Origin of the sequence: Paenibacillus sp. FSL P2-0089 (assembly GCF_038595095.1) — a bacterium.
GTDB lineage: Bacteria > Bacillota > Bacilli > Paenibacillales > Paenibacillaceae > Paenibacillus_AQ > Paenibacillus_AQ silagei.
Window position 1 is genome coordinate 748,542 of record NZ_CP152006.1, and the last position, 17,771, is coordinate 766,312.

10 protein-coding genes are annotated in these 17,771 nt (G+C 56.6%); 8 read left to right on the forward strand and 2 right to left on the reverse strand.

Annotation, left to right across the window (positions count from 1 at the left end):
• Window positions 1-12 precede the first annotated feature (12 nt).
• Complete coding sequence (locus NST69_RS03055; RefSeq protein WP_342548452.1) at window positions 13-936, reverse strand: hypothetical protein; 924 nt, start codon at window positions 934-936, stop codon at window positions 13-15.
• Window positions 929-1,081, reverse strand: coding sequence for a hypothetical protein (locus tag NST69_RS03060; protein ID WP_155991665.1), 153 nt, complete (start codon window positions 1,079-1,081; stop codon window positions 929-931). The genes NST69_RS03055 and NST69_RS03060 overlap by 8 nt, the downstream gene beginning before the upstream one ends.
• 244 nt (window positions 1,082-1,325) lie before the next feature.
• On the opposite strand from NST69_RS03060, the gene NST69_RS03065 reads away from it, so the two are divergent.
• The 8 genes from NST69_RS03065 to NST69_RS03100 all read left to right on the forward strand — a co-directional run bounded on the left by NST69_RS03065 (window position 1,326) and on the right by NST69_RS03100 (window position 16,731).
• Window positions 1,326-3,146, forward strand: a complete 1,821-nt coding sequence (locus NST69_RS03065; RefSeq protein WP_342548453.1) for a vWA domain-containing protein — start codon at window positions 1,326-1,328, stop codon at window positions 3,144-3,146.
• A gap of 85 nt (window positions 3,147-3,231) precedes the next feature.
• Window positions 3,232-6,621 (forward strand): tubulin-like doman-containing protein, encoded by a 3,390-nt coding sequence (locus NST69_RS03070; RefSeq protein ID WP_036731349.1) that lies wholly within the window; start codon window positions 3,232-3,234, stop codon window positions 6,619-6,621.
• Between the two features lie 4 nt (window positions 6,622-6,625).
• Window positions 6,626-9,052, forward strand: a complete 2,427-nt coding sequence (locus NST69_RS03075) for a transcription initiation factor TFIID (protein ID WP_342548454.1) — start codon at window positions 6,626-6,628, stop codon at window positions 9,050-9,052.
• A 415-nt stretch (window positions 9,053-9,467) separates the two neighbouring features.
• Window positions 9,468-9,773 (forward strand): hypothetical protein, encoded by a 306-nt coding sequence (locus NST69_RS03080; RefSeq protein ID WP_342548455.1) that lies wholly within the window; start codon window positions 9,468-9,470, stop codon window positions 9,771-9,773.
• Between the two features lie 561 nt (window positions 9,774-10,334).
• Complete coding sequence (locus NST69_RS03085) at window positions 10,335-11,606, forward strand: VWA domain-containing protein (protein ID WP_339253818.1); 1,272 nt, start codon at window positions 10,335-10,337, stop codon at window positions 11,604-11,606.
• A 29-nt stretch (window positions 11,607-11,635) separates the two neighbouring features.
• Window positions 11,636-12,271: a beta-mannanase gene (locus NST69_RS03090; RefSeq protein WP_339253820.1), complete on the forward strand. Its 636-nt coding sequence runs from the start codon at window positions 11,636-11,638 to the stop codon at window positions 12,269-12,271.
• Window positions 12,272-12,319: 48 nt separating this feature from the next.
• Window positions 12,320-13,582: a hypothetical protein gene (locus NST69_RS03095; RefSeq protein ID WP_209877174.1), complete on the forward strand. Its 1,263-nt coding sequence runs from the start codon at window positions 12,320-12,322 to the stop codon at window positions 13,580-13,582.
• Window positions 13,579-16,731, forward strand: coding sequence for a hypothetical protein (locus NST69_RS03100; RefSeq protein ID WP_342548456.1), 3,153 nt, complete (start codon window positions 13,579-13,581; stop codon window positions 16,729-16,731). Before NST69_RS03095 ends, NST69_RS03100 begins: the two co-directional genes overlap by 4 nt.
• Window positions 16,732-17,771: the final 1,040 nt, after the last annotated feature.

The following is a 17,771-nucleotide window of genomic DNA, read 5'->3' on the forward strand; positions in this document are numbered from 1 at the left end:
CGGCTTCTAACCTTATACTTCAGGGTCCCAGCGGTACTTAAGCTCACGGATCTCCTCCACCTTGACATCCAGGCCGTTCCACGGCTCATAGGGATTCGCGGCAATCAGTCTGGATAAGCGCAGGAACCGGTCCTTGGGCAGCTCCTGCACATAGCGGCCGATCATGCCGGAGTAGAGCAGCGCGTATCGCTTCATGCGGACCGCAGCACTGGCAACGGCGGTCATAATGACCAGCCCTTCATCCATTTCGAGAATCTGCACCTCGTAATTCTTGACATAGCGCAGGGTGCGGTCTTTGATCAGCTCGGGACGGACCCTGGCGATCTCGCCGATATATTCTGCCAGCAGCGGCTCAAAGTCCTTCAGCAGCAGCTGCTCCAGCTCCAGCGTCATGTCCTTGCGCAGCTGGAACCCGTGCAGCAGGGCGACACGCTGGCGGGAGATCCGGTCTCCGCGCAGCAGCACGGAGATCTCGCGCAGCTTCTCATAAGCGAGCACATCATTTTCACGCAGTACCGTCACAGCTTCCTGGCGGTTCAGCTCCAGATCCTCCTTGATGCTGAAAATATTACGGCCAAGCAGTTTGTTCAGCGCATACAAATTTTCGTTCTGCCGTACTTTCCGCTGCGTATAGTAGACCAGTCCGGCTAATACAAGACCGCCTGCGCCGCACAGCACCATCTGCTGCAGATTTTGCCCGAAATAGATTCCGGCCAGGGTCAGCAGGAGGATAACGAGCAGCCGGGTCTGGATCTTGCGCCCGGCCTGGGACAATGCATACTTCTCCACCGGAGTCAGCGAGGCGCGGCCGCAGCGGGTGCAGCGTTCCTCGCCCAGCGCGGTGTAACGGTGACAGCGGCGGCAGATGCGCAGCTTCTCGAAGGAGTAACGGGGGGCTTTGAAGGGACGGAAGATGACGGGTTTCTTTTTACTCACGGGCCGTATCCCCTCCGTTCAATGCAGCCAGCAGGCGCTCGTCGATATCCTCACGGGTGAGCGGCTTCCGCTGGCGGGAAGCATATAGAATGATCTGAATCACAGCATAGAGAAACGTTATCCCGAGTATGGCGTATGTAATCATGGAACTCTTCCTTTCTGCTCTGGTTACGGTCTTTTAATCAAATATTCAGGATTACGGCGTATACTTAGAATAGTCTATCCGGCTCAGGATGGCGATTGCCACTAGCGGAAGTGCCGGTCCAGCGGTCACTATGTTGAAGTTTACAAGGTTTAATTATATCATAATGGCATGCTATTGACAGAATTTAGCTATGCGTTACGGATCTGCCATATCCGCCTAATTTCACACAAGAGGAGCCCTATTTATGCTTCGTAACGAACGTAATTTCAGTAAGGCCAAGAATAGACTGCAGCGCATATTGCCTGTATTGCTCATGATTCTATGTATCACTGTATCTCCATATGCTGCTTCGAGAGCCAGCGCGGCTTCGGCCGCACCCTCACATATTGACGCTGTGCTGCTGATCGATGTCAGCAACTCGATGAACAAGAGCGACAAGAACAAGATCGCCAATGAAGCGATGAAGATGTTCATAGATATGCTGTCCACCCAAGGCGATAAGGTAGGCATTGTGGCCTACACCGATAAGGTGCAGCGCGAGAAGGCGCTGCTCGGCATCAAATCCGCCGGCGATAAGGAGGATCTGAAGAATTTCATCGATGGGCTTAGCCGCGGACCCTACACAGACCTGGCGGTTGGGATGGAAGAGGCGGTGAAGGTGCTGGAGAACGGCAGCGATCCCGGCCATGAGCCGATGATCGTCATGCTGGCGGACGGCAACAATGACCTGAATGAAGCCAGCGGCCGGAAACAGTCCGATTCCGACAAGGAGCTGAAGGCGGCAGTAGAGGCTGCCAAGCAGAAGGGGTATCCCGTATATACCATAGGGCTGAATGCTGACGGCAAGCTGAACAAGAATATTCTGGCCGGACTGTCCAGCGAGACAGGCGGCAAGGCGTTCACTACGAATTCCGCGGATGACCTGCCGCAGATTCTCAGCGAGATTTTTGCCAGCCATTTGAAGCTGAAGGTGGTGCCGGTGCCGTCCATTACGGCAAACGGCGATTATCAGGAAGTTACGGTCAATGTGCCTAACGGCAGCGTACTCGAAGCGAATATCTCCATCATGTCCTCGAAGCCGGTGACCGCGAAGCTCAGTAATCCTGCAGGGAAGGAAGTAGCGATCCCCTCCGATAAAGTGCTGTTATCCAAGTCGTCCAGCTATACGCTGATCAAGCTGCTGTCGCCGGAGGAGGGGGACTGGAAGCTCCAGGTCAAGGGAGTGCCGAAGGACAAGATCGATATTAACCTGGTATTCAACTACGATCTGGAGCTGAAGCTGGATGCTCTGCCCTCCAAGTCTTACGGCAAAGGTGATACGGTGGATATCTCCTCGCATCTGTTCAGCAATGGAACAGAGGTAACAGAGAGCAGCCTGTACCAGGATATGAAGGCCGTGCTGCTGGCTACAGATAAGGACACCGGCCAAGTGCAGGAGATTCCGCTGGATAACTCGGGTGCCGAGTTCAAGGGTGCTTTTGAAATCAAGGATAATCATGAATACGAGCTGAAGGTCCGGGCCGAAGAGAGCAGCTTCTATCGGGAGAGCGATGTGCTGACCATCAATGCCAAGACCGGAACGGTGGCGACCACCCCGCCGTCAGCAGGCACTCCTGCGGGCGAAGAGCCTGCTGAGGAGAAGACCTCGAACACGCTGTACTATATCATCGGCGGCATTGTGCTGCTGCTGGCTGCTGCAGCCGCATTCTGGCTGCTGCGCAGTAAGGCGAACCGGGGGTTCGTCGGACAACTGGTGGTGGAAGTGGTGGACGGCAACACCGGAGAGAAAACCTATCCGCAGTACAAGAAGCTCGCCGCCTTCCGCGGCAAGTTCACTCTTCACCAGCTCCTGCAGCTTGCTCCCGAACTTAAGGAGAGCGAAAAGCTGGTCTTTACCCCGGGAACCCATGACCGGCTTCTGCTGCGCGGAGGCGAAGGGATCTCGGTGGAACGCTCGGGGCGTGCTGCTGATCCCTCGCGGGGCCTGGAGATGAAGAGCGGGGACCGGGTAACGGTCTCTCTGCAGACGGTAGACAAGACGATTTCTTTGGAATATTTGATCTGATAAGCAGGCTAAGTGTATGCTCCCGAAGCGATCATGCGAAGTGATTCGGGATGTGTAGGCTATCACAACTTTTGGGGGAGAACCTATGAAACCGGTAGTAAGAGAACATATTCAACAGCTGGATGTATCGCTTGGCGGAGGAATCGTCAGCGACAAGATCAGAGTGGATACCATCGACAACCCGATCCTCATTATCGGGCTTGGCGGCACGGGCATCGATGCCCTGCTGCGGCTCAAATACCAGATTAACCGCCGCTTCAAGCTGCCTGAAGATCCGTTGTCCAAGAAGAAGCGGGATAAGCCCGACAACGTGGAGTTCCTGGCGTTCGAGACCAATGAACAGGACCGCGGCAAAAAATACAAGGGCATCGGCCTCGACCCGCAGAATGAATTCGTTCTGCTGGCCAATGCCGAGATCGGCGGACTGCTGCAGAACCGCAGCATCCTGGATTCTTACATTACAGACTGGCTGTCGCCGGAGCTGAGCATCACAGACGGGATGAACGGAGCCGCCGGGGTGCGTCAGGCCGGACGTCTGCTGCTGTTCACGAAGATTAACCAGGTGGTTGCCGCCATCGACAAGAAGATCAAGACGCTGTCTGTCGGCACCAGCAAGAAGCTCATGGTCTTCCTGCTTACCGGTCTGTCCGGCGGAACCGGCAGCGGGGCGTTCCTGGATATTGCCTACATCGTGCGCGGCATTATTGAGCGTGACTACGGCGCAGCCGGGATAGACCGTGTCAATACGCTGGGCTATCTGTTCACACCGGACGTCAATCTGTCCAACAAGAGCCTCAGCGAGCATACCCGCGAATATATCCGCAAGAACGGGTATGCCGCGCTCAAAGAGCTGGACTACTGGATGAACGTGGACAGCCGGGGCGAACGCTTCCGCCAGAAGTACGGCAATATTCTGAGCGTCAACTCGCCGCTGCCGCCGTTCAATCTCTGTCATCTCATCTCCGCAACGAATACGGAAGGCAAGCTGCTGGAGAACGCCTACGATTACTGCATGAACGTGACGGCTGAGAATATCACCAACTTCATGGCCAGTGAAGAGAAGGCCTCCGGCGAGGAGTTTGCCATCCATGACTATATCAGCAACATCCGCACGAACATTGCCCAGATGAACAAGACCTATCCTGCCAACTATGAATACAACATTATCGGGGCATCCTCGGCCGTGCTGCCGATTGAGGAAATGACAACTTACCTGGCTTACCGTCTCTTCGACAAAATGGACAAGATGTTCCATCACGCCCCGAATCAGGAGGATGTGGAGAAGATGGCGCGCAAGCTCGGCATCGATCTTGATACGATGATCAAGACGTTCGAGTCCCGTGTGCCGGAGCCGCTGCCGGGTTATCAGAACAGCGAGCGCCTCAGCCATGCCAATGTCGTCAAGAATCAGGTCGTCAGCATGGATACGGAGCTGGAGCAGAACTTCCTGGCCCGTGCGCGTGAGGAATATATCAAATCCAAGAAGCAGCTTCCGGGTGAGATTGCCGGACGGTTCGGCGAAGAGCTGGAGCGCATCTTCCTGCATCCTGAGCAGGGGCCGTTCTATGTGTCGCGGCTGCTGTACACCGAGAAGGGCTTCTGCATCCTGAAGCTGATCCAGTCTTATATTGAAGCGCTGCGCGAGAGTCTCTTGCGCCTGCCGCGTGATATTGAGACCGCACAGGAGAGTGCAGAGGATAAGCTGGGCGATGCGCGGAGCGCTTTTGTGTCCAAAGAGAAGAAGAAGAACGCCTATATTGAAGCCAAAATCAATGAATACTGGCTGCATGCCGATGTGGAGCGCACCGAGCAGATGATCCAGTTCTATGAGGATCTGTATGAGCTGCTGAATGAAGAGAACAGCCGGATCTACGGTGTGTTCACCGAGATTCTGACCGCGCTCAGCTCGATCTTCGAGAAGAACGGCGACATTCTGATTAACGGCGAAGAGCAGGCCGACCACAAGGGCAACAAAACCTACTATTGGAATATCGTTAACGTGCCGGATATCTCGGCGACCATCTCCAAAATCATGGACCAGAAGGACGGCGATGATCTGATCCGTGACTTCACACGTGAGATGCTGAAGCATTCCGGGCGCTGGGTAAGGGAGCAGGAGATTGATATTGTCCGCTCCATATCCGAGTTCCTTAGCGACAAGTTCGGGGATCTTATTACCCGTTCGATGGAGGATTTCCTGGTGATGAAATACGGGCGCGAGGAGCCGCTGGATAAGTTCGTGGAGCGGATTATTGCCGGACGTCTGGATGAGGATGCGGTGCCGATTTTCCACCTCAGCAACAGCTCCGGCAGTCTGCACTTCCCGTCCTGGGGCTTCGTCTCTGTGCCGGTGAAGGCACCGGGGATTCTGAAGGGTGTGCGGAATTATCAGAACAATGCACTCGGCAAATCGCAGTTCACGATCAAGGAGAGCGAGGTCAAGAACCGGATTTTCTGGCTGAATACACGCAACGGGGTGCCGCTGTTCGTATATACACCGCTGCGGGTGTACGAGGAGAACTACGAGCGGACCATTCTCGACAAGGAAGGCATCGGCCGCCATCTGGTGATGACCGATAAGGACAACTGGACCTATCTGCCTTCGCCGATCCCGGAGAAGTCCTGGGGCGATACGTATGCGAATCCGCGGGTCCGTGAGTACAATGCCAGAGTGCGGGCAGATTTCGGCCGGGCGCTGGAGTCGGGTGTAATCATAGAGAAGGGTGTGGACGAGAACACCAGCAGCCGCTTCTCCGTGATCTTCACGAAGCCGCTGGATCTGGGCAAGCTGCTGGGTGCTTATGATCTGCAGCTGGATGCGCCGCGTCCGAATCTGGGTGAAGTGCGCAAGGCCGCTGAGGAGCTCAAAGCACTCCGCACAGGAGGTATTGAACGTGAAGCCGTGAAGGATATCTTCGGCAGTATTAATCTGGAGCTGGCCCAGGAGAACCTGATCCGTTCCCCGCAGCTCATTGCCCGTGTCCGTGAGGAGCTGGCGAAATACGATGCGCTGGCGGCCAAATCTGCGGAACTGGAAGCGCTGGTGCATCAGCATCTGGATGAAGACAAATGGCTGGACCAGTTCATTGAGGCGCTGTACACCGATACCATTACCAAAAAAGGCGCGCTCTATGTCTATGACCGTGACGAGGACGAGGATGCCTGGGAGCCGTTCGCGAATCTGATGAAGGAACGCAGCTATGTGGAGTATGCCGTCTACCGCCATTTCCGTGAGCTGGATGAGAAAAGCCGCAGTCTCCTGCTCCGCAAGGCAGCGCGCCGGGCCGGAGAAATGACGGCAGCTGAAGATGTAACTCCGCTGCTGTATAAGCTGGAAGGGATGTATGTCTCGTTCCTGGAGGCACGTGACGCTCTGGAATATGAGCGGGTAGAGCATGCCAACGGAGATGAAATGTACGGCTTCTACAAGAGCCTGACCGGCAAGCTTGGCAGCATCCGCAGAAAGCTGAAGTAGGCCTATGATCAGAGATCAGGCCTTACAATATGCTGAGCAATACGCTGCCCAGGAGGAAGCACAGCATAATAAGGGGGATGGGCGCAGCAGTATCCATTACCCTGCGCTGTTCCTGTTTCTGGGCGATAAGGTGACCCCGGCCATCGGTCCGGTGCTGGAACGCTGTCAGCGTAAATGGGACAATGTAGGCGGCGTGATGGCACTGCATGCCGGTTCGCATAACGGCAGCGGCAGTACGCAGGAGAAGGAGGGGGTCAAGGGGCGGATCGGCAGCGGTAACAGCAGTGTCCATGAACGCGTGATGCACATGACCCTGCCGGATACGGCAGGGCGTGATCCGCGTACGGTCCGGCGTGAGCTGTACCGTGAATTTCATGAGGATAGCCAGTATTTAGCCGGAATGAACCGGACGCTGCGTCAGTTAAGCAACAGCATAGCGGATTACGGGCGGCTGTATTCTTCTTTTGACGTCATCCATCTGTCTGTCATTACACGGGTCGATGACCCGCAGAATGTGCTGATGCCGGAGATCGTGCTGCTGGCCCGCGCCATTCTCAGCCAGTCGTTCAAATCGGTACAGATTGATCTGTACGCGCTGATTAACGAACGTGAGCAGGGGGATAACTTCGGCTATTCCAGCTCGGTCGGGCTGGCTTGTCTGCGTGAGCTGGACGGGATGCAGGCGGCGGATTATGCCTTAAGCGCTCCGCTGCTGGTGACGGAGGAAGGGCTGTCCATTCCCGTGACGCATGGTCCTTCTCCGCTGTTCGATTTGGTCTATCTGCTCTCCGACAAGAATGAGCGCGGACTGATGTCGGTCCATGGCATGGACGACAATTACGAGATTATCGCCCACATCAGCCTGCTGAAGAACCGGGTCCGGCCTGCGGCCGATCAGGCCTCCGGGCACGGCGGCTACAATAATATGACGTTCAAAAGCGGCATCCGCGGCAGCACAGGCAGACAAGGCTATGCGTCTGCCGGCTTCTCGGCGGTGCGGCGGCCGAACCGCCAGATTGCACTGGCGGTGCTGTACCATGCACTGCATTATCTGTCCGGGCGGCTGCGTGCAGGCCATACCCGGAGTCTTAAGGAGCGGCAGGCGATGCTTGGCCTTGGAGCCGATACCCTGCGGGACCGCGCGGCGGAATTGCTGCCGGAGCAGTCCGCTCTCGCCGAGATGACCGGGCTGATGAGCCACGGGCGTCCGTCCTATTCACAGCTGCGGATGCTCTCGCTGCGCGAGGCTGAGGAGCTGCTGTTCGGGGAAGGGGCGCAGGCTTACTTCCGCAGTAATTTTGCGGAGGTGTCTGCTCGTAGAGCTGCCGGGATTGATCCGGCCCGGGAGTGGGCCGGAGTGCTGGCTGCCGAGGAGGCGGGAGCCTCCCCGGTCACCTTCTACCAGCTGGCGGAATGGACCAGTGAGAAGACAGGTGAGGGAGGCAGCGTCCTGCAGGCCTTGCGCCAGCATATGGGCGGACTACGTTCCGCTCTGCTCTCCGGTCAGGAGGAGCTGGAGCGGCTCTATGCGGAGAGCGTGGAGCGCCAGCCGTTCCAGCGGGTGCCGCTGCTGGACAAACGGACGGTGCGCAATTTCATTCATTACCTGTTCGAGTCCGTCTACGGCAAGAAGTATGAGCTTCTGCTGCTGGAGAGCGAGCTGGCCCTCTGTCTCCGCTATGACGCTGCACTGGAGCAGCTGCATGCAGACAGCAAGACCAAGGTTGCGAAGATGGAAGCGCTGGAGGAGGAGCTGCAGAGTGTCGCTCTGGCCAGCATCGGCCGCAGCAAGGAGACGGTAGATCAGAATATTATGGAGTACTACCGCACGGTGACGGATGAGGTCATGAAGGACATCGAGAACCGGCGCGGGGCGGGGATCTTCTTCAGCGAGCGGTTCATGGGCAGTCTCTCCGGGCTGCTGGTGAACGGAGGCGGCCAGGCGGTGGCTGAGCGGCTGATCGGGCTGTGCCGCCGGGAGCTGCTTACGGCGGGGCCGTTCACGCTCCCGTTCGAGGAGGAGCTGCTGCGGCGCGCCAATGTTGCAGCCGCTTACGAGAACCGGGATATCGTCTCCAAGGAGGAGCTGTTCAAGCAGCTCTACCGCAGTCTGGAGGAGGAGGCGGCGATGAATGTCCGCCTGTTCGAGTACACGCAGGAGCACCGCCACGAGGAGAAGTACTTCTTCGGCGACAGCTCCTCCGAATTCTTGCGTTATGCCTTCAGTGCAGACGAGACCACGCGCATCTACCGGCTCGGCTTCGTACATGAGCAGCGCCGCAGCGGCGTGGAGAAGCTGAACCTGATGGGCGGCTTCCACCTGGAGGATCTGCTCTACTACCGCAACGGCAAGGTCTATTACGAGACTTATGCCGGCAACGGATACCAGCTCCACGGTCTGGAAGAAGAGCAGCTGCCGGAGATGCGATGAGTAGCGACGGCATGAAATGAGTGGAGTGCTGATGAGCGGAGACTAGACTAGATTAGATGAGTGGAGTGCTGATGAGCGGAGACTAGATTAGATTAGATGAGTGGAGTGCTGATGAGCGGAGACTAGATTAGATGAGTGCTATGACAAACTATTATATTAGGTCAGACTATCACAACCATATTAGGTCAGGCTAACACAACCGCAGGATCTATAGTCCACGCGAGTTCGGCGGCTGACCATGTGCTGCTGAGAGTGGGCTGGATGGCGGGATGAGAGGGATAAATCCCTTTGGTGCTGGTGGAAGTGGGCTGGACGGCGGGATGAGAGGGATAAATCCCATTAATGCTGGTGGAAATGGGCCGGATGGCGGGAAAGAGAGGGATAAATCCCTTTAATGCTGGTGGAAATGGGCCGGATGGCGGGAAAAAGAGGGATAAATCCCTTTAATGTTGCTGAAAGTGGGCTGGATGGTGGAAAGAGAGGGATAAATCCCTTTAATGTTGCTGAAAGTGGGCCGGATGGTGGAAAGAGAGGGATAAATCCCTTTAATGTTGCTGAAAGTGGGCCGGATGGTGGAAACAGAGGGATAAATCCCTTTAATGCTGGTGGAAATGGGCCGGATGGTGGAAAGAGAGGGATAAATCCCTTTAATGTTGCTGAAAGTGGGCCGGATGGTGGAATGAAGGGGGTGAATCCCTCTGGTGCTGACGTGTGTAAGTAATAGTGATCTCGATTTCGCCGTACGCGCGCCAGATGAGCAAATGAGGAGCATTAATGCCCCTGATTTCAGCGAAAGTGTGCAAAACCACCAAATGAGGAGCACTAGTGCCCCTGATTTCAGCGAAAGTGCGCCAAACCACCAAATGAGGAGCACTAGTGCCCCTGATTTCAGCGAAAGTGCGCCAAACCAGCAAATGAGGAGCATTAGTGCTCCTGAATTCTCCCGAGAGTGCGCCGAACCACCAAATGAGGAGCACTAGTGCCCCTGATTTCAGCGAAAGTGTGTAAAACCACCAAATGAGGAGCATTAGTGCTCCTGAATTCTCCCGAAAGTGCGCCGAACCAGCAAATGAGGAGCACTAGTGCCCCTGATTACAGGGGGACGGCCGAAATCCGAGGGTTCGCCATAATAATGCCCAGGCTCCGGGTCTCGGACCTGGGTACGGGCCTACACTAACAGGCTTTGTAGGACAATTCTCATTCATTCTGCTGCCGGATGTGCAATAGAATGGAATGGGGAAGCGTGTGTTGATCAAGCTTTTCCCGGAAAGGATGAAATGCAATGCAGCGAAAAATCAATCTGCTCCTGCTGCTGTTCAGTCTGCTCGGCGCGGGTGTAGCGTTTGTGCTCGGTGAGCTGCTGCTGGACCGCAGGCCGTATGATTTACCTCAGATGGTGCTGGTCGGCATCTATTTTGCCATCTTGGCCTTATGTGTTGGAATAGGCGCTCTGGTGGCAGAGACCCTCTCGCCGAGGCTGAACGGACAGTCCTGGAAGCTGCGTTACCTGGGGACCTCGTGGAAAATGTTCCCGCTCATGGTCGTGCTGCTGCTTGGCGTGGGCACGCTGACCGAGTTCGTGTACGAGCTGAACTTCGGCGGCAGCAAGCCGGTTAAGAATGTCGTCATGGTGATTGACGATTCCGGCAGCATGATGCAGAGCGATCCGTCAGACCGGCGCTACGCGGCGGCCAAGAATCTGGTGCAGCAGCTCAAAAAAGACAATAAAGTCGCTGTAGTCACCTTCAGCAATGAGGCTTCCGTGGTCCAGCCGCTGCTCCCGCTCTCCAAAGCGGCGAACCGCGAGAAGGTCATGGAGGTCATCAGCAGTCTGAAGACGACCGAAGGCGGAACGAACATCAGCGGCGCGCTGGCCGAAGCGATGAAGGTGATTCATGAAGACGGCGCGGACCGCGGGGCGATGGTTATTCTTTTATCCGACGGTGTCAGCCAGTTCAATACCTCTACGGAGCTGACAGACTATGTGGCGCGGGGAATTAAAGTAAATACGATCGGGCTGGCCCTGGATGATCCGTCCGGCGCAAGTCTGCTGCAGAATATCGCCAGCGGCACCGGCGGACAGTATTATGATGTGGCCGATGCGAACCGGCTTGGCGATGTATTTCAGCAGATTTATGACCGTCTGGGCGACCGGACACTGCTGACCGAGCGCAGCGACCAGACCGCGGACAGCCCTTATTATGCTGTGGTGCGTGTGCTGGCCTTGATGCTGCTCGGCACGGCGCTGGGTCTGGGCCTTGGCATTGTGTTCGATAACCGCCATCTGGCCCGGAGCTTCAGTATCGGGGGCGCGGTATCGGGACTTGTGGCGGGGCTGATTCTGGAATCCGGCCTGAACGGCGACACGCTCTGGGACCCTATGACCCGGCTACTGGCGCTGCTCGTTCTGGCGGCTATTCTCACCTTGTTCACATATATCGTGCCTGTAGGGGAAGGGCGCTTGTCGCGCCGGGGAAGAGCTGCCGGAGCTGCTAATGCGCCTGCTGACAGTATTCATTCACCCCGCCGTAACCGCGGCAGTAAAGGGTTCTAAGCCAGATGCAGGGAAAGGGGCAGGTTGCCATGAAGTACGCCGAGGCAGACGCTGGAGCACCGGTGATTACCGAAGTTGTATCCGGAGTGGAGGACCGGTTCTGTACGCTGCGCTGGCGCTGGCCGGACGGTGTACAGGCGGTATATATTCATAAGGCCTCTGCGGAGGCACCGGACAGTCATGAGCATCCGCCTCCGGGCATGAAGCTCTATACGCGTGAAGAGTACAAAGCGAATAACGGGTACCGGGACCGGCTGGACGAGATCGGGATGGTGGCTTATACCATTTACGTGCGGCTTAGCGGGAATGGGGAGACACTGCTGGTCCGCCAGCAGGATGGCGGTAACCGGGCGCTCGTCAGCGCGGGTAAAGCGAGGATCTACTACGCGGTCCAGCACAAAAAAGGGTTATTCAGCAAGCTGAAAACCGTGCAGATGACGATTACTGCCGAGGTGCCGGTACCGAAGGAAGTGCTCTGCTACGTCAAAAAGCGGGATGCGCACCCATCCTCCAAGGAGGACGGCGCAAGGTTCCCGTTCGTCCAGGACTTCGCTCCCGGGCGCAACCAGCTCCCGCCGATTGAGGTCGGCAAAGACGACTTCATCCGTATTTTTTTCACCGATGGGCCTAAATACGGGACGTATTATGAGCTGGTTCCCGAGTGAGCGGGAGCAGCATACCGGGTGCTGACAACACCCTGAGGAGGATGAGAGATGTCTTTTTTTAGCCGTTTCATGAAGAAGAATCAGCCCGCAGCGAGGCCGCTGTATTACGATATTGTCTGCCCGTTCTGCTTCACTCGCTTTGAGCCGGAGGAAGTGGTGTTCCGGGCCATGCATAGCCGTGAGGATGATGAGAATTATGCGCTCGGTGAGGATGATCTGCTGAATAAATACCGGGAGCGCTTCGGCCTCGATACGGTGGATGATATGGAAGCGGTTCTGCATCCGGCGGATATCCCGGAGGAGTACCATCATTATACCGACAACGTGCTGACCGGGCTCACCGACCGCTATGGGGTGATGACCCGCAGACGGCTCTGTCCGTCCTGTCATAACGAGCTGCCTGTAACAGCCGGCAAGGTGCCTAGCAATATTATCTCGATTATCGGAGCTTCCCAGGTCGGGAAGTCTGTCTATATGACCTCGCTGATCCATACGCTCCAGCATACAACGGCAGGGCATTTCGACGCAGCCTGTATGCCGCTGAATGCCGAGATCAGCCGCAAATTCCGCACCCTGTATGAGGAGCCGCTGTTCGAGCGGGGGGACCTGCTGGCGTCTACCCAGAAGGAGAAGATGCAGGAGCCGTTTATTTTCCAGTTCGTGTTCAAGGATGAGTCCAAGCCCCCGCTGACGCTGGTGTTCTTCGATGTGGCCGGTGAAGGAATGGTGGATCAAGATTATCTGGGCTTGCACGGCCAGCATATCAAGAACTCCGCAGGGATTCTGTTCATGGTCGATCCGCTCCAGATCCGTTCGGTCCGGGAGAAGATCCGCATTAACTTCGGTGACCGCCCGGGAGAGTGGGTATCGCAGTATGATGAGCCGCGTGATGTGGTGCTGACCATGTTCGGTGACTTCATCGCCTATCAGGAGAAGAGCAAGACCGAAATTCCGACCGCAGTCGTCCTGGCCAAAAGCGATATGCTCCACTCCCTCAAGGATGAGGATGGCGACTATATCAAGTCGAACAGCAATGTGTTCAACAACTATGTACACCGCAAAACGCTGAACCTGAACGAGTTCCACAACATCGACGGTGAAATCCGGCGCTTCATTGAGAAGGTGGACCGGCCGTTCAAGGATACGATGGATGTGTATTTTGCCAATACGGGATATTTCGCCGTGTCTGCGCTGGGCAGCAATCCAGTCAATCAGAAGGTGGAAGGCGTGGTCAGTCCGATCCGGGTCGATGAGCCGTTCATCTGGCTGCTGCACAAGCTGAATTATATTGAGGGGAGCGACGGGCCGTGAACAGATTCTCAGGGTCCATGATCACCCAGCAGATGTATACCCGCGAGCGCCGGGGCGTATACCGGTCTACAGAGGGCTTCGATACGGTAGCGAAATCGGAGAGTCTCGATAATAATTTTGTCAAAAAAATTCTGCATCCCTTCTGCCTCTACGATGCCCCGGCTGAGCTTACGGCACGCGGCGAGAAGGATGAGGAGCTGTATCCGGCTGCGCTCCATCTGTTCCATACGGAGAGCAACGAGACAGTGATTGGAGAGAGCCGTTATCTGGCGGCGGATTTCACGGGTCAGCGGAGCGCTTTTTTTGCCCATAATTTCGTGGTGCCGCCTATCCGTTCCGAAGAGATTGTCGAGGGGTACGGAGACTGGCTGCATGCGGGGTTTGCCCGGAGCTATGAGGGGGAACCTGGCGGGACACTGCCTGAGCTGGAGTCGATTCCCGTGGCAACCCGCGAGCTGGACGAGCCGTCTGATCCGCGTACGGTGCTGTCAGGTCTAGGATTCACAGAAGAGCTGTTCAAAGCCCTGCTGCAAGCGGTGATGCTGTCCGTAGCCGGGAAGAAGAAAATCTATGTAGCGCTGGATGTGCCGATCAGTGAGTTGTCGCAGCATGCGGCCCGGCTGACGGAGGTCCTCTTCGCTGCGCTGCCGTATGACTTCCGCCGCAGGCTGGGAGTGATCACGTATGCCAAGGAGCCGCAGAGCCGCAAATACATTCACCTGACCTTCGTGGAGAAGGGCTCTCTGCGTCCGGGCGACCGCAATATCGAGAAGGATTATATCTTCGATCTGGCAGGCGCAAGGTTCCTGAATACCGACTTCGGCGAGTCGCGGCAGATCTATGCCGATCTGGCCTGGAAGACGCTGGTGGAGAAGGGCGGAAGCCTCCGTGATTTCGCTAAGTTTGCCGACAGCCTGCTGCTCGGGGAGAGTGCGGAGCGTAAGCTGTCGCTGGCGCTCTACAATGAGCTGGCGGTCTTTTATGAAATCGAGCAAGGTAATGAAGCCCTATATACAGACAACAAGAACGCTATACTCGGCGGCCTGCTGTCCTATCTGAAGCCGGAGGGGAAGCTGGATTCGCGGGTGCGGCTGAATGATATGTTCCTGGAGCGGTTCGACCGCGAATATGATCTGATCCGTAAGAAGGGGATTCCGTCAACGGAGATCCTGGAACAGTTCAAGGCGTATTACGCGCTGCCGGGCCATAATTACCGGGTGAAGATCGTCGATTACTTCATCAACGGGATGCTGAACTGCCAGTCCGGGGGCCGGGAGGATGTGCTGGCGGCGGCTTACGGGATTATTGAGAGCGATGCGGAGCTTAGTGAGGCGTTCTTCAAAAAAGTGCTGTCCCAATCTCTCTTCCGCAGGGCGCTGTTCGAGCCGTATCTGGAATCCCGGCTGGCTGCCGCTGCCGGAACGGCGGATATCCTCCGCCTCGTGGGCCACTTCGGCCGGAGTCTTCCGGAGGTGCTTCAGCAGGCAGCGGTACGGGATACCTTCAAGGAATATCTGCTGGAGAAGCTGCAGCGGGAATCCGATCCGGTAGCGGCGGTAACGGCTGTTCATGAAGCGGTCCAGCAGGCAGAGAAGCAGCGCCGCAGAGGCGGCGTATACCCGGAGGCCTTGTCCGTTATGGAGGAGCTCGGCACGGTTGCTGACCGCTTCCTGCTGAACCGGCTCTCGCTGGACGAGCTGACGATGGAGCAGCTGCTGGAGATCTCGTTCCTGCGTTACCGGGATACGGCAGACTGGCAGCCGCCGCTCGATGCGATTGCGAAGCGCAAAGCGAATGCGCTGCGCGCGGCCTACCGCTGGTTCGGGGAGGAGTCGCCGGACGAGGAGATTTTTGCCGGACTGACGCCCCGTGAGCTGGACGATGTGCAGCTGCTGGGCGCGCGGTGGCTGAAGGAAGCGCGGAGCCTGGAGCCGTTCGACCGGCTGCCGTTGGCCTTTTATCACAGCAGTGAACGTGAAGGCGGGCCGCTGGATTATGATGCGCTGCTGGATCTGGTGGTCCGCAAGGCGGGCAATGACAAGGAGACGGTGTACCGGTTCCTGAATTGGTCCCAGCATAGCTGGCTGTTCGCAAGCTCTGGCAAGAAGCTGTGGCCGAATTACAAGCGGGCTGTGCTGAGATATTTCCTGAAGAGCGACCGCGAGGCATTCAAGAACCGTGAATTCCGCAAAAACCATCTCGACACAGCAACGCCTGCCATGCAGACTGTCTACAATGAAGCCCGCGCCCAGCTGGCTTCGCCGCTGGCGCGGTGGGTCAGCCGCAGCCGATTTCAAATCCTGATCTCAGGGAGCATCCTCGGGATCATTCTGATTGCGGCGGTTATCCTGCTGAGCCAGCTAGGGGGACGCGGCAAGGATACAGCTGCGCCGGTGGCCAGCCCCAGCCCGCTTCCGGCAGAGACCGGACAAGCCGCTGTAGCGGCCCCGGTCTCTGTCCGGCTTATCGGCGGAGACGCGGGGACTGGTGGGAATAACGGCGGTGATGCAGGGACTGGCGGGAATAGTAGCGGTGATGCGGGAAGCGGAGAAGCGGGTAAGAATAACGGCGTTAAGCTGTTGTTCAGCTTCACTGATGCCGCGGAATGCTCCGCCTTCAAGCCGGAGCGGATCGGCGTAGAGTCCGCCAGCGGCGTTACGGACTACGAGGTTAAGGCAACGGTTAACAGTTGCCAGGTTGCAGCAGGAGCCGGAGTGGACGGCGGTGCGAAGAGTGAAGCAGGCGCCGGAGCGGACGGCGGTGCGAAGAGTGAAGCAGGCGCCGGAGCGGACGGCGGTGCGAAGGGTAAGGCAGGAGCCGGAGTAGACGGCGATGCGAGTGGTAAGGCAGGAGCCGGAGTAGACGGCGATGCGAAGGGTGAGGCAGGAGCCGGAGTAGACAGCGGCGCGGATAGTGGAGCTGCCGCCTCTCCGGCGGCGGCGGGGACTCCTCCGTCACGCGTCTACGAGGTGACGGTGGAGCTATCAGCAGGCGCGAAGCTGGCAGCAGGTGATATGATCACCGCCGGAAGATACTCGCTGAAGCTGGCGGCAGATCCGGGCAGCTCCCCGGAGGCTACAGCCACAGCCGCGCCTAGTGCGGACCCGTCCGCTTCCGCAAGCCCAGAAGTGGACACGGACGCGGAATAACACAGCGGCAACAAGCAGGCTGCGTAAGCTTTTAACTAACGCGATCGGATAATGCAATCGACTGACGCAATTGATTGCCGCTACCGGCCAACGCAATCGACTAATGCTACCGACTGATGCAATCGACCAACGCAATCGACTAATGCTACCGACTGATGCAATCGACCAACGCAATCGACTAATGTTACCGACTGATGCAATCGACCAACGCAATCGACTGGCGCAATTGACTGCCGCTACCGGCCAACGCAATCGACTGACGCTACCGACTGATGCTATCAACCAACGCAATCGACTAACGCTACTGACTGATGCAATCGACTAACGCTACCGACTAACGCTACCGACTGATGCTATCGACCAACGCAATCGACTAACGCAATCGACTAACGTAATCGACTAACGCAATCGACTGATGCTACCGACTGATGCAATCGACCAACGCAATCGAATAACGCAATCGACTGACGCTACCGACCAATGCAATCGACTAACGCTACTGACTCACTAAACCGACTGACGCTACCGAGTGGCGCTTTTAACTAACGCTAACGAGTAACGCTCCTTAGTCATTCAGCCGACTCACACAACTAACTGACGGTTTTGAGTCGATACCAAGTGATGGTACTGAGTAGCATTGCTTACAGTGATTGGTGTACTCTATACAACTAAAAACAGTAAAAAGGAAGGCGCACCTCTCCTAACTGTATTCTATACAACTAAATTTGCCCGAATGGGCGAAAAGCCGGGTACAGAAGCATTTTAGGTGCATGAAATACAGCTAAAAGTACATTTGGCAGTAAATCAGACGATTTAGTTGTACAGATTGCATTTAAGCATAACGTTTGGAGCTAGAATAGTACCTTAGTTAGTCGGGGTACGGCAGCCCCCCAGCAAGCTAGGGGATTAAATGAATGCTGATTAGTTAGAATCTGATGATCGACTAGCGGTAGCTGATCTGCTGTGGGCGCATATAGCGCGGCATGGTGGGCTGGTCAGAGCCTGGTGCATACTACTTTATGTAGTACAATGATTTGCGC